Annotated in this window: 11 protein-coding genes; all 11 read left to right on the top strand. The window is 53.7% G+C overall.

The window, feature by feature from the left end:
• Positions 1-11 precede the first annotated feature (11 nt).
• A complete protein-coding gene (gene cdsA / locus EOS97_RS14740) occupies positions 12-869 on the top strand; it encodes a phosphatidate cytidylyltransferase (protein WP_000922422.1) in 858 nt (285 codons plus the stop codon).
• 11 nt (positions 870-880) lie between these two features.
• Entirely contained in the window at positions 881-2,233 is a 1,353-nt protein-coding gene (gene rseP / locus EOS97_RS14745; RefSeq protein ID WP_000949017.1) for a sigma E protease regulator RseP, read from the top strand.
• A 31-nt stretch (positions 2,234-2,264) separates the two neighbouring features.
• Entirely contained in the window at positions 2,265-4,676 is a 2,412-nt protein-coding gene (gene bamA, locus EOS97_RS14750; protein ID WP_001240922.1) for an outer membrane protein assembly factor BamA, read from the top strand.
• Positions 4,677-4,798: 122 nt separating this feature from the next.
• The gene (skp, locus tag EOS97_RS14755) at positions 4,799-5,284 is read left to right on the top strand and encodes a molecular chaperone Skp (protein ID WP_000758966.1); all 486 of its coding nucleotides are present in this window, start codon (positions 4,799-4,801) and stop codon (positions 5,282-5,284) included.
• A gap of 3 nt (positions 5,285-5,287) precedes the next feature.
• The gene (gene lpxD / locus EOS97_RS14760) at positions 5,288-6,313 is read left to right on the top strand and encodes a UDP-3-O-(3-hydroxymyristoyl)glucosamine N-acyltransferase (protein ID WP_001139265.1); all 1,026 of its coding nucleotides are present in this window, start codon (positions 5,288-5,290) and stop codon (positions 6,311-6,313) included.
• Between the two features lie 105 nt (positions 6,314-6,418).
• Positions 6,419-6,874 carry a 3-hydroxyacyl-ACP dehydratase FabZ gene (gene fabZ / locus EOS97_RS14765; RefSeq protein ID WP_000210741.1) on the top strand — a complete coding sequence of 152 codons (456 nt, stop codon included), beginning with the start codon at positions 6,419-6,421 and terminating at the stop codon, positions 6,872-6,874.
• A 3-nt stretch (positions 6,875-6,877) separates the two neighbouring features.
• Positions 6,878-7,666 (top strand): acyl-ACP--UDP-N-acetylglucosamine O-acyltransferase, encoded by a 789-nt coding sequence (gene lpxA / locus EOS97_RS14770; RefSeq protein ID WP_000565950.1) that lies wholly within the window; start codon positions 6,878-6,880, stop codon positions 7,664-7,666.
• Positions 7,666-8,814 (top strand): lipid-A-disaccharide synthase, encoded by a 1,149-nt coding sequence (gene lpxB, locus EOS97_RS14775; protein WP_000741216.1) that lies wholly within the window; start codon positions 7,666-7,668, stop codon positions 8,812-8,814. Before lpxA ends, lpxB begins: the two co-directional genes overlap by 1 nt.
• Entirely contained in the window at positions 8,811-9,407 is a 597-nt protein-coding gene (gene rnhB, locus EOS97_RS14780; protein ID WP_000569412.1) for a ribonuclease HII, read from the top strand. The genes lpxB and rnhB overlap by 4 nt, the downstream gene beginning before the upstream one ends.
• 23 nt (positions 9,408-9,430) lie before the next feature.
• Entirely contained in the window at positions 9,431-12,913 is a 3,483-nt protein-coding gene (gene dnaE, locus EOS97_RS14785; protein ID WP_001294818.1) for a DNA polymerase III subunit alpha, read from the top strand.
• Positions 12,914-12,925: 12 nt separating this feature from the next.
• Positions 12,926-13,885 carry an acetyl-CoA carboxylase carboxyl transferase subunit alpha gene (accA, locus tag EOS97_RS14790; protein ID WP_000055753.1) on the top strand — a complete coding sequence of 320 codons (960 nt, stop codon included), beginning with the start codon at positions 12,926-12,928 and terminating at the stop codon, positions 13,883-13,885.
• Positions 13,886-13,934: the final 49 nt, after the last annotated feature.

Raw genomic sequence — 13,934 nt, forward strand, 5'->3', positions numbered from 1 at the left:
GGGGGTTGCTTTTGCTGAAGTATCGCCTGATTTCTGCTTTTGTGTTAATACCCGCGGTCATCGCTGCGCTTTTTTTATTGCCGCCGGTGGGGTTCGCCATTATTACGCTGGTTGTCTGTATGCTGGCCGCGTGGGAATGGGGACAGTTAAGCGGTTTCGCCGCGCGTTCACAGCGGGTTTGGCTGGCGGTGCTGTGTGGTCTGTTATTGGCGCTGATGCTATTTTTGTTGCCTGAGTATCATCACAACATTCGTCAACCGCTGGTTGAGATGTCGCTTTGGGCATCGTTAGGATGGTGGGTTGTCGCGCTACTGCTGGTGCTATTTTATCCCGGTTCGGCGGCAATCTGGCGCAACTCAAAAACATTGCGTCTCATTTTCGGTTTGTTAACTATTGTGCCATTTTTCTGGGGAATGCTGGCGCTGCGCGCCTGGCACTATGACGAGAATCATTACAGTGGCGCAATATGGCTACTCTATGTCATGATCCTGGTCTGGGGAGCGGACTCTGGCGCGTATATGTTTGGTAAATTGTTTGGCAAACATAAGCTGGCGCCGAAGGTTTCCCCGGGTAAAACCTGGCAAGGGTTTATCGGCGGGCTTGCTACGGCTGCCGTGATCTCATGGGGTTACGGTATGTGGGCGAATCTGAATGTTGCGCCTGTTATCTTGCTGATTTGCTCTGTGGTGGCGGCTCTGGCTTCTGTACTGGGCGACCTCACCGAGAGTATGTTTAAGCGCGAAGCAGGAATTAAGGATAGCGGCCACTTGATTCCAGGCCATGGCGGCATTCTGGACCGAATTGACAGCCTGACGGCTGCCGTACCGGTCTTTGCTTGCCTGTTGTTACTGGTGTTCAGGACGCTCTAACGGAAGGTTTTATGCTGAGTATTCTCTGGAATCTGGCTGCATTCATCATCGCACTGGGCGTGCTGATCACTGTGCATGAATTTGGTCATTTCTGGGTTGCCCGGCGCTGCGGTGTGCGAGTTGAGCGCTTTTCCATCGGTTTTGGCAAAGCGCTCTGGCGTCGTACCGATCGGTACGGCACCGAGTATGTCATCGCCCTGATCCCGCTGGGCGGCTACGTCAAAATGCTGGATGAACGCGCCGAACCGGTAGCGCCGGAATTGCGTCGTCACGCCTTCAATAACAAAACGGTGGGCCAGCGCGCCGCAATTATTGCCGCAGGTCCGGTTGCGAACTTCATTTTTGCTATCTTTGCTTACTGGCTGGTCTTTATCATCGGCGTCCCTGGCGTTCGTCCGGTCATTGGCGAAATAACGCCCAACTCGATTGCTGCGCAGGCGCAAATTGCGCCTGGTACGGAACTTAAAGCCGTTGATGGTATCGAAACCCCTGATTGGGATGCCGTGCGTTTACAACTGGTGTCCAAAATTGGTGATCAGCAGACGACGGTGAGCGTCGCGCCGTTTGGTAGCGACCAGCGGCAGGACAAAACGCTTGATTTACGTCACTGGGCATTTGAGCCTGATAAGCAAGATCCTGTATCTTCTTTAGGGATTCGGCCCCGCGGGCCACAGATTGAACCGGTACTGTCAGAAGTGCAGGCGAATTCCGCAGCCAGTAAAGCGGGTTTGCAAGCGGGCGACAGGATCGTTAAAGTCGATGGTCAGCCGTTAACGCAGTGGATGAAATTCGTGACGTTTGTACGCGATAATCCCGGTAAGCCGTTAGCGTTAGAGATTGAAAGGCAGGGGAGCGCCTTGTCGTTGACGTTAACGCCGGATACGAAATCGGTTAACGGAAAGGCGGAAGGGTTTGCAGGCGTGGTGCCTAAAATTATTCCTCTGCCGGAAGAGTACAAGACTATACGCCAGTATGGGCCTTTTAGCGCCATCCTCGAAGCCACGGATAAGACGTGGCAGTTGATGAAGCTGACGGTCAGTATGCTGGGTAAATTGATAACCGGTGATGTGAAACTGAACAACCTCAGTGGGCCGATTTCTATCGCTCAGGGGGCTGGGATGTCAGCGGAGTTCGGGGTGATTTATTACCTGATGTTCCTTGCGCTAATCAGCGTGAACTTAGGGATAATTAACCTGTTTCCGCTGCCCGTTCTTGACGGGGGTCATCTGCTGTTCCTGGCGATTGAAAAGCTTAAGGGCGGGCCGGTATCCGAGCGGGTTCAAGACTTTAGTTATCGCATTGGCTCGATTTTGCTGGTGTTGTTAATGGGGCTTGCACTTTTCAATGATTTCTCTCGGTTGTAAGAGAGTTAGTTAGGAAGAACGCATAATAACGATGGCGATGAAAAAGTTGCTCATAGCGTCGCTGCTGTTCAGCAGCGCCACCGTATACGGTGCTGAAGGGTTCGTAGTGAAGGACATTCATTTCGAAGGCCTGCAGCGAGTCGCCGTTGGTGCGGCTCTCCTCAGTATGCCGGTGCGCACAGGCGACACGGTTAATGATGAAGATATCAGTAACACCATTCGCGCTCTGTTCGCCACCGGCAACTTTGAGGACGTCCGCGTCCTGCGCGATGGTAATACCCTTCTGGTTCAGGTAAAAGAACGTCCGACCATTGCCAGCATCACTTTCTCCGGGAACAAGTCGGTGAAAGATGACATGCTCAAGCAAAACCTCGAAGCGTCTGGCGTACGTGTTGGCGAGTCTCTGGATCGCACCACGCTGTCTGATATCGAAAAAGGTCTGGAAGACTTTTACTATAGCGTAGGTAAATACAGCGCCAGCGTTAAGGCGGTCGTCACGCCGCTGCCGCGCAACCGTGTTGATCTTAAACTGGTGTTCCAGGAGGGCGTATCGGCGAAGATCCAACAGATCAACATCGTCGGTAACCATGCCTTTAGCACCGAAGAACTCATTTCTCATTTCCAGTTGCGTGACGAAGTGCCGTGGTGGAACGTCGTCGGCGATCGTAAATACCAGAAACAGAAGCTGGCGGGCGACCTTGAAACCTTGCGCAGCTACTATCTGGATCGCGGCTACGCGCGTTTCAATATTGACTCCACGCAAGTGAGTCTGACGCCGGATAAGAAAGGGATCTACATCACCGTCAATATCACAGAAGGCGATCAGTACAAGCTTTCCGGGGTTCAGGTGAGCGGTAACCTGGCCGGACATTCCGCTGAAATTGAGAAACTGACGAAAATTGAACCGGGCGAGCTCTATAACGGCACCAAAGTGACCAAAATGGAAGATGACATCAAAAAGCTTCTGGGTCGCTATGGTTACGCCTATCCGCGCGTGCAGTCACAGCCTGAAATTAACGATGCTGACAAAACCGTAAAACTGCGCGTGAACGTCGATGCGGGCAACCGTTTCTACGTGCGTAAGATCCGCTTTGAAGGCAACGATACCTCAAAAGATTCCGTTCTGCGCCGTGAAATGCGCCAGATGGAAGGGGCGTGGCTGGGCAGCGACCTGGTTGACCAGGGGAAAGAGCGTCTGAACCGTCTCGGCTTCTTTGAAACCGTCGACACCGACACGCAGCGCGTTCCGGGTAGCCCGGATCAGGTTGATGTGGTGTACAAGGTTAAAGAGCGCAACACCGGTAGCTTTAACTTCGGTATCGGTTACGGTACAGAAAGCGGCGTTAGCTTCCAGGCCGGCGTTCAGCAGGACAACTGGTTAGGTACCGGTTATTCCGTGGGGATTAACGGTACCAAAAACGACTACCAGACCTACAGCGAACTGTCCGTTACTAACCCATACTTTACCGTTGACGGCGTGAGCCTCGGTGGTCGTATCTTCTATAACGACTTTGAAGCGGATGATGCCGACCTGTCCGACTATACCAACAAGAGTTACGGTACGGATGTGACGCTTGGCTTCCCCATCAATGAGTACAACACGTTGCGTGCTGGTCTGGGTTATGTCCATAACAAACTGTCCAACATGCAGCCGCAGATCGCGATGGATCGTTATCTTGAATCGATGGGCGACCCTGATGCCAGCGATTTTGCTGCCGACGACTTCACCTTTAACTACGGCTGGACCTATAACAAGCTTGACCGTGGTTATTTCCCGACGGACGGCTCGCGAGTCAACCTGACGGGTAAGGTGACGATCCCAGGTTCCGACAACGAATACTACAAAGTGTCGCTGGATACCGCGACCTATGTGCCTATCGATAACGATCACAAGTGGGTGGTTCTGGGGCGTACTCGTTGGGGTTATGGCGATGGTTTAGGCGGCAAGGAAATGCCGTTCTATGAGAACTTCTATGCCGGTGGTTCCAGTACCGTGCGTGGTTTCCAGTCGAATACTATCGGCCCGAAAGCGGTCTATAAAAATGGCGCCCACACTAGTTGGGACGATAATGATGATTACGAAGACTGTACTCAGGAATCAGGCTGTAAATCAGATGATGCGGTAGGTGGTAATGCCATGGCTGTCGCCAGCCTGGAATTTATTACCCCGACGCCGTTCATCAGCGAAAAGTATGCCAACTCGGTTCGTACCTCCTTCTTCTGGGATATGGGTACCGTTTGGGATACGAACTGGGATCCGTCATCTGCGCCGTCAGATGTACCGGATTACAGCGATCCAGGCAACATCCGTATGTCCGCGGGTATCGCATTACAATGGATGTCCCCATTGGGGCCGTTGGTCTTCTCCTACGCCCAGCCGTTTAAAAAGTACGATGGAGACAAAGCCGAGCAGTTCCAGTTTAACATTGGTAAAACCTGGTAATTGTTCACTGCAAAGGAATGCATTGGTAGTGTAGCGATGACTTTTGGCGATGCCCCCAGGGATCGCCAGGCCACGCAAAGAGCTGTACCTTCGGGTGCAAATGGGATGGTAAGGAGTTTATTGTGAAAAAGTGGTTATTAGCTGCAGGTCTTGGTTTGGCGATGGTAACGTCCGCACAGGCTGCTGACAAAATTGCAATCGTCAACATGGGTAATCTGTTCCAACAGGTTGCGCAGAAGACGGGTGTATCCAATACACTGGAAAACGAATTTAAAGGCCGTGCGGCTGAACTGCAAAAAATGGAAACCGATCTGCAATCTAAAATGCAGCGTCTGCAATCCATGAAAGCAGGTAGCGATCGTACTAAGCTGGAAAAAGACGTGATGTCTCAGCGCCAGACTTTCGCACAAAAAGCGCAGGCTTTTGAGAAAGATCGCGCTCGTCGTTCCAACGAAGAACGCAACAAACTGGTGACTCGTATCCAGACTGCGGTGAAAAAAGTGGCTAACGACCAGAGTATCGATCTGGTGGTAGACGCAAACACCGTTGCTTACAACAGCAGCGATGTGAAAGACATCACCGCTGACGTACTGAAACAGGTTAAATAAGTAATGCCTTCAATTCGACTGGCTGACTTAGCAGAACAGTTGGATGCAGAATTACACGGTGATGGCGATATCGTCATCACCGGCGTTGCGTCCATGCAATCTGCAACAACAGGCCACATTACGTTTATGGTAAATCCTAAGTACCGTGAACACTTAGGTTTATGCCAGGCTTCTGCGGTTGTCATGACGCAGGACGATCTTCCTTTTGCCAAGAGCGCGGCGCTGGTAGTTAAAAATCCCTACCTGACCTACGCGCGCATGGCGCAAATTTTAGATACTACGCCGCAGCCCGCGCAGAATATCGCGCCAAGCGCCGTGATTGATGCGACGGCAACGCTGGGTAGCAATGTTTCAGTCGGCGCGAATGCGGTGATTGAATCTGGCGTACAACTGGGCGATAACGTGGTTATCGGCGCAGGCTGTTTCGTCGGAAAAAATAGCAAAATCGGGGCGGGTTCACGCTTGTGGGCGAACGTAACGATTTACCACGACATTCAGATCGGTGAGAATTGCCTGATCCAGTCCAGTACGGTGATCGGCGCGGACGGTTTTGGCTACGCTAACGATCGTGGCAACTGGGTGAAGATCCCACAACTGGGCCGGGTCATTATTGGCGATCGTGTCGAGATCGGCGCTTGTACCACCATTGACCGTGGCGCGTTGGATGATACTGTTATTGGCAATGGCGTGATTATTGATAATCAGTGCCAGATTGCACATAACGTCGTGATTGGCGACAATACGGCAGTTGCCGGTGGCGTCATTATGGCGGGTAGCCTGAAGATTGGCCGTTACTGCATGATTGGCGGCGCCAGCGTGATCAATGGGCATATGGAAATATGCGACAAAGTCACGGTAACTGGCATGGGTATGGTGATGCGTCCCATCACGGAACCGGGCGTCTACTCCTCAGGCATTCCGCTGCAACCCAACAAAGTATGGCGTAAAACTGCTGCACTGGTGATGAACATTGATGATATGAGCAAGCGTCTCAAAGCGATTGAGCGCAAGGTTAATCAACAAGACTAACGTTCCGCCTTGTAGTTGCCATTCTTTTCCGGCCTGTCACATTCATACGATTGCGGCAGGCCGTGTTATTATTGCCTTTTTGTATATTTGGACAGGAAGAGTATTTTGACTACTAACACTCATACTCTGCAGATTGAAGAGATTTTAGAGCTTCTGCCGCACCGTTTTCCGTTTTTACTGGTCGATCGCGTGCTGGACTTTGAAGAAGGTCGTTTTCTGCGTGCGGTGAAAAATGTCTCCGTCAACGAGCCGTTTTTCCAGGGACACTTCCCGGGCAAACCGATTTTGCCAGGCGTGCTGATTCTGGAAGCGATGGCGCAGGCAACCGGTATTCTGGCGTTTAAAAGCGTTGGTAAACTGGAACCTGGCGAACTGTATTATTTCGCGGGTATTGATGAAGCGCGCTTTAAGCGTCCGGTGGTGCCAGGCGATCAGATGATCATGGAAGTCACTTTCGAGAAAACGCGCCGTGGCCTGACCCGCTTTAAAGGGGTTGCGCTGGTCGACGGTAAAGTTGTGTGCGAAGCAACCATGATGTGTGCTCGTAGCCGGGAGGCCTGATTCGTGATTGATAAATCCGCCTTTATTCATCCTACCGCCATTGTGGAAGACGGCGCTGTAATTGGCGCTAATGCCCACATTGGTCCCTTTTGTATTGTTGGGCCGCAGGTCGAAATTGGTGAGGGAACCGTACTGAAGTCTCATGTGGTCGTGAATGGTCAAACCAAAATCGGCCGCGACAACGAGATTTATCAGTTTGCCTCCATCGGTGAAGTGAACCAGGATCTGAAATATGCGGGTGAGCCGACCCGTGTGGAAATTGGCGATCGTAACCGCATCCGCGAAAGCGTCACCATTCATCGTGGTACAGTGCAGGGCGGTGGGTTGACGAAGGTGGGTAGCGATAACCTGCTGATGATCAATGCGCATGTCGCACATGATTGTACGGTAGGTAATCGCTGTATCCTCGCCAACAACGCCACGCTGGCGGGGCACGTATCAGTCGATGATTTTGCGATCATCGGCGGTATGACGGCAGTTCATCAATTCTGCATTATCGGTGCGCATGTGATGGTCGGCGGCTGCTCCGGCGTGGCGCAGGATGTCCCTCCGTATGTGATTGCGCAGGGTAACCATGCGACGCCGTTCGGGGTAAATATCGAAGGGCTGAAGCGTCGCGGCTTTAGCCGTGAAGGGCTGGTGGCGATTCGTAATGCCTACAAACTGTTGTACCGCAGTGGTAAAACGCTCGACGAAGCGAAGCTGGAAATCGCTGAACTTGCTGAAAAGCATCCGGAAGTGAAGGCGTTTACCGAGTTCTTTGAGCGTTCAACGCGTGGTCCGATTCGTTAATGGCGGCACAGCGTCCTTTAACGATTGCCCTGGTCGCCGGTGAAACGTCCGGCGATATTCTTGGCGCAGGCTTAATTCGTGCGCTGAAAGCGCGCGTACCCAACGCCCGTTTTGTGGGCGTTGCGGGGCCGCGTATGCAGGCCGAAGGGTGTGAAGCCTGGTACGAAATGGAAGAACTGGCGGTCATGGGCATTGTTGAAGTGCTCGGACGTTTACGCCGTTTGTTGCATATCCGCGCCGATCTGACCCGCCGTTTTACCGAACTCAAGCCCGATGTCTTTGTCGGGATTGACGCCCCTGATTTCAATATTACCCTCGAAGGTAATCTGAAAAAACAAGGGATTAAGACCATTCATTATGTCAGCCCGTCCGTTTGGGCCTGGCGACAGAAACGCGTTTTCAAAATAGGCAGATCCACCCATATGGTGCTGGCTTTTCTGCCTTTCGAAAAAGCGTTTTACGATAAATTTAACGTCCCGTGCCGCTTTATCGGTCACACCATGGCGGATGCCATGCCGCTGGACCCGGATAAAAATGCGGCGCGCGACGTGCTGGGTATCCCGCATGACGCCCATTGTCTGGCGCTACTGCCAGGCAGCCGTGGCGCGGAAGTGGAAATGCTCAGCGCCGACTTCCTGAAAACCGCACAATTGCTGCGACAGCGCTATCCCGATCTGGAAGTGGTCGTGCCTCTGGTGAACGCGAAACGCCGCGAGCAGTTTGAAAAAATTAAAGCGGAGGTTGCGCCGGATCTCGCCGTTCATTTGCTGGACGGCATGGCGCGCGAGGCGATGATCGCCAGCGACGCGGCTCTGCTGGCCTCGGGTACGGCGGCGCTGGAGTGTATGCTGGCAAAATGCCCGATGGTAGTGGGATATCGTATGAAGCCCTTCACTTTCTGGCTGGCGAAACGTCTGGTGAAAACGGAGTATGTGTCTTTGCCTAACCTGCTGGCGGGAAGAGAATTAGTCAAAGAGCTGTTGCAGGAAGAGTGCGAACCGCAAAAACTCGCCGAAGCGCTGTTGCCGCTACTGGCGAACGGTAAAACCAGCCATGCGATGCACGACACCTTCCGTGAACTGCATCAGCAGATCCGCTGTAATGCCGATGAGCAGGCGGCAGATGCCGTCCTGGAGTTAGCGCAATGATCGAATTTGTTTATCCACACACCCATTTAGTGGCGGGTGTGGATGAAGTGGGCCGTGGCCCGCTGGTGGGCGCCGTAGTGACCGCCGCCGTGATCCTCGATCCGGCTCGTCCGATCGTCGGTCTGAATGATTCCAAAAAATTGTCTGAAAAGCGTCGTCTGTCATTGTATGACGAGATTAAAGAAAAGGCGTTAAGCTGGAGTCTGGGACGCGCGGAAGCGCATGAAATTGATGAGCTGAATATTTTGCACGCCACCATGCTCGCCATGCAGCGCGCTGTCGCTGGTCTGCATATTGCGCCAGAATATGTGCTGATCGACGGCAATCGCTGTCCGGAACTGCCTGTGCCGTCAATGGCCGTGGTGAAAGGCGACAGCCGCGTAGCGGAGATTAGCGCGGCGTCTATTCTGGCGAAAGTCACCCGCGACGCAGAAATGGCGGCGCTGGATATCGTTTTTCCTCAGTATGGCTTTGCGCAGCACAAAGGGTATCCAACCGCTTTTCATCTGGAAAAGTTGGCACAGTATGGCGCGACGGCGCACCACCGACGCAGTTTTGCGCCTGTTAAACGCGCTCTGGGACTTGTGTCCTGATTCTTGTATCGAGAAATCTGAAGATGTCTGAACCACGTTTCGTTCACCTGCGGGTGCACAGCGACTACTCTATGATCGATGGGCTGGCGAAGACCGGGCCGCTGGTGAAAAAGGCGGCCTCATTAGGTATGCCTGCGCTGGCGATCACCGATTTTACCAACCTCTGCGGTCTGGTGAAGTTCTACGGAGCGGGTCATGGCGCGGGCATTAAACCCATCGTCGGGGCGGACTTTAATGTTCACAACGAACTGCTGGGAGATGAGCTGACTCATCTGACGGTACTGGCGGCGAATAATACGGGATACCAGAACCTGACGTTGCTGATCTCGAAAGCGTATCAGCGCGGCTACGGCGCGGCAGGCCCGATTATCGAGCGCGACTGGCTGGTAGAGCTTAAAGAAGGTTTGATCCTGATTTCCGGCGGACGCATGGGCGACGTAGGCCGCTGTCTGCTACGCGGCAACCAGGCGCTGGTGGAGGAGTGCGTTGCTTTCTATGAAACGCATTTTCCCGATCGCTACTTTCTGGAACTGATCCGCACCGGCAGACAGGATGAAGAGACCTATCTCCATGCTGCGGTTGAACTGGCTGAGGCACGTGGTTTGCCGGTTGTCGCGACAAACGATGTCCGTTTCCTTGAAAGCGATGATTTTGACGCCCATGAGATTCGTGTCGCGATCCACGACGGTTTCACCCTCGACGATCCTAAACGTCCACGCAATTATTCACCGCAGCAGTATATGCGCAGTGAAGAAGAAATGTGCGAGCTGTTCTCCGATATTCCGGAGGCGCTGGAAAATACGGTGGAGATTGCCAAACGCTGCAACGTAACGGTGCGTCTGGGTGAATATTTCCTGCCGCAGTTCCCGACCGGCGATATGACCACCGAAGATTATCTGGTCAAAAAAGCGAAAGAGGGGCTGGAAGAGCGTCTGGCTTTCCTGTTTCCGGACGAAGAAGAGCGCAAAAAGCGTCGCCCGGAATATGACGAGCGTCTGGATATTGAACTACAGGTTATCAACCAGATGGGGTTCCCTGGCTACTTCCTCATCGTGATGGAGTTTATCCAGTGGTCAAAAGATAACGGCGTGCCGGTAGGGCCGGGACGTGGTTCCGGGGCCGGTTCGTTGGTGGCCTACGCGCTGAAAATTACCGACCTTGATCCGCTGGAATTTGACCTGCTGTTCGAACGTTTCCTGAACCCGGAACGTGTCTCGATGCCTGACTTCGACGTCGACTTCTGTATGGAGAAACGCGACCAGGTGATTGAGCACGTCGCAGACATGTACGGGCGTGATGCGGTATCGCAGATTATCACCTTCGGTACGATGGCGGCGAAAGCCGTTATCCGCGATGTGGGCCGCGTGCTGGGGCATCCGTACGGTTTTGTCGATCGTATCTCGAAGCTGGTGCCGCCCGATCCGGGCATGACGCTGGCAAAAGCCTTTGAAGCGGAACCGCAACTGCCGGAAATTTACGAGGCGGATGAAGAGGTCAGAGCGCTGATCGATATGGCGCGTAAGCTTGAAGGCGTCACGCGTAACGCCGGTAAGCACGCTGGCGGCGTGGTCATCGCGCCGACCAAAATTACCGACTTTGCGCCGCTGTACTGCGATGAAGAGGGCAAGCATCCGGTTACCCAGTTTGATAAAAGCGACGTGGAATATGCCGGGCTGGTGAAGTTCGACTTCCTCGGTTTGCGTACGCTGACCATCATCAACTGGGCGCTGGAGATGATCAACAAGCGGCGCGAGAAAAACGGCGAGCCGCCGCTGGATATCGCCGCCATTCCGCTGGACGATAAAAAAAGCTTCGACATGCTGCAGCGCTCGGAAACCACGGCGGTCTTCCAGCTTGAATCGCGCGGCATGAAAGATCTGATCAAACGTCTGCAGCCAGACTGCTTTGAAGATATGATCGCACTGGTGGCCCTGTTCCGTCCCGGCCCGTTGCAGTCAGGGATGGTAGATAACTTTATCGACCGTAAGCACGGTCGTGAAGAACTCTCTTACCCGGACGTTCAGTGGCAGCATGAAAGCCTGAAGCCGGTACTGGAGCCGACCTACGGCATCATTCTGTATCAGGAACAGGTGATGCAGATTGCCCAGGTACTTTCCGGGTATACTCTCGGCGGCGCGGATATGCTGCGTCGTGCGATGGGTAAGAAAAAGCCGGAGGAGATGGCCAAACAGCGTTCCGTTTTTGAAGAGGGCGCGAAAAAGAACGGTATCGACGGCGAACTGGCGATGAAAATCTTTGACCTGGTGGAGAAATTCGCCGGTTACGGGTTTAACAAATCGCACTCCGCCGCTTATGCGCTGGTTTCTTACCAGACGCTATGGCTAAAGGCGCACTATCCGGCTGAATTTATGGCGGCGGTGATGACTGCCGATATGGACAACACCGAGAAGGTCGTCGGCCTGGTGGACGAGTGCTGGCGGATGGGACTGAAAATTCTGCCGCCGGATATTAACTCCGGATTGTACCATTTCCACGTTAACGATGAGGGCGAGATCGTCTACGGTATCGGCGCGATCAAAGGCGTCGGCGAAGGGCCGATCGAAGCGATCATCGACGCGCGTAATCAGGGCGGCTATTTCCGCGAACTGTTTGATCTGTGCGCGCGGACCGACACCAAAAAGCTCAACCGCCGGGTGCTGGAAAAGCTGATCATGTCCGGGGCGTTCGACCGCCTGGGGCCGCACCGCGCCGCGCTGATGAACTCATTGGGCGATGCGCTGAAAGCCGCCGACCAGCACGCTAAAGCGGAAGCTATCGGTCAGGCGGATATGTTCGGCGTGCTGGCGGAAGAGCCGGAGCAAATCGAACAATCCTATGCCAGCTGCCAGCCGTGGCCGGAGCAGGTGGTGTTAGATGGGGAACGTGAAACGTTGGGGCTGTACCTGACGGGCCACCCCATCAATCAGTATTTAAAAGAAATTGAGCGCTATGTCGGCGGGGTAAGGCTCAAAGACATGCATCCGACAGAACGTGGTAAAGTCACCACGGCTGCGGGGCTCGTGATTGCCGCAAGGGTTATGGTCACCAAGCGCGGCAATCGTATCGGCATCTGTACGCTGGATGACCGTTCCGGGCGTCTGGAAGTGATGTTATTTACCGACGCGCTGGATAAATACCAGCAGTTGCTGGAAAAAGACCGCATACTTATCGTCAGCGGACAGGTCAGCTTTGATGACTTCAGCGGGGGGCTTAAAATGACCGCCCGCGAAGTGATGGATATTGACGAAGCTCGCGAAAAATACGCTCGCGGGCTTGCTATCTCGCTGACGGACAGGCAAATTGATGACCAGCTTTTAAACCGACTCCGTCAGTCTCTGGAACCCCACCGCTCGGGGACCATTCCAGTACATCTCTACTATCAGAGGGCGGATGCGCGTGCGCGGCTGCGTTTTGGCGCAACGTGGCGTGTCTCTCCGAGCGATCGTTTACTTAACGATCTGCGTGGCCTCATTGGTTCGGAGCAGGTGGAACTGGAGTTTGACTAATACAGGAATACTATGAGTCTGAATTTCCTTGATTTTGAACAGCCGATAGCAGAGCTGGAAGCGAAAATCGATTCTCTGACTGCGGTAAGCCGCCAGGATGAGAAACTGGATATTAATATCGATGAAGAAGTCCATCGCCTGCGCGAAAAAAGCGTAGAACTGACGCGCAAAATCTTCGCCGATCTCGGCGCATGGCAGGTAGCCCAACTGGCGCGCCATCCGCAGCGTCCGTACACCCTGGATTATGTCCGTCTGGCGTTTGATGAGTTTGATGAGCTGGCGGGCGATCGCGCCTATGCTGATGACAAAGCCATCGTCGGCGGTATCGCGCGTCTGGAAGGGCGGCCGGTGATGATCATTGGTCATCAGAAAGGTCGTGAAACCAAAGAAAAAATTCGTCGTAACTTTGGCATGCCAGCGCCGGAAGGCTACCGCAAAGCGCTGCGCCTGATGGAAATGGCTGAACGCTTCAACATGCCGATTATCACCTTCATCGACACCCCGGGCGCTTACCCTGGCGTGGGCGCGGAAGAGCGTGGTCAGTCTGAAGCCATCGCCCGCAACCTGCGTGAGATGTCTCGTCTGAACGTACCGGTCATCTGCACCGTGATTGGCGAAGGCGGCTCCGGCGGCGCATTGGCGATTGGCGTGGGTGATAAAGTGAATATGCTGCAATACAGCACCTATTCCGTTATCTCCCCGGAAGGTTGCGCCTCTATTTTGTGGAAGAGCGCCGACAAAGCGCCATTGGCTGCTGAAGCGATGGGCATCATCGCGCCGCGTCTGAAAGAGCTGAAGCTAATCGATTCCATCATTCCGGAGCCGCTGGGCGGCGCGCACCGTAATCCGGAAGCGATGGCGGCATCGCTAAAAGCGCAGCTGCTGGAAGATTTAGCCGATCTCGATGTGTTAAGCACCGATGATTTAAAAAACCGTCGTTACCAGCGTTTGATGAGCTACGGTTACGCCTAATCATTTACCTCATTTTTCCCAGGAGGCCGGATAATCCGGCCTCTTTTTT

Origin of the sequence: Salmonella sp. SSDFZ54, from assembly GCF_004010735.1 — a bacterium.
Classification (GTDB): domain Bacteria; phylum Pseudomonadota; class Gammaproteobacteria; order Enterobacterales; family Enterobacteriaceae; genus Salmonella; species Salmonella enterica.

Excerpts from the sequence above, each read along its gene's own strand:
- rseP (WP_000949017.1), top strand. The coding sequence starts at position 881 with ATGCTGAGTATTCTCTGGAATCTGGCTGCATTCATCATCGCACTGGGC.
- bamA (WP_001240922.1), top strand. The coding sequence starts at position 2,265 with ATGGCGATGAAAAAGTTGCTCATAGCGTCGCTGCTGTTCAGCAGCGCC.
- lpxD (WP_001139265.1), top strand. The coding sequence starts at position 5,288 with ATGCCTTCAATTCGACTGGCTGACTTAGCAGAACAGTTGGATGCAGAA.
- lpxB (WP_000741216.1), top strand. The coding sequence starts at position 7,666 with ATGGCGGCACAGCGTCCTTTAACGATTGCCCTGGTCGCCGGTGAAACG.
- rnhB (WP_000569412.1), top strand. The coding sequence starts at position 8,811 with ATGATCGAATTTGTTTATCCACACACCCATTTAGTGGCGGGTGTGGAT.
- dnaE (WP_001294818.1), top strand. The coding sequence starts at position 9,431 with ATGTCTGAACCACGTTTCGTTCACCTGCGGGTGCACAGCGACTACTCT.
- accA (WP_000055753.1), top strand. The coding sequence starts at position 12,926 with ATGAGTCTGAATTTCCTTGATTTTGAACAGCCGATAGCAGAGCTGGAA.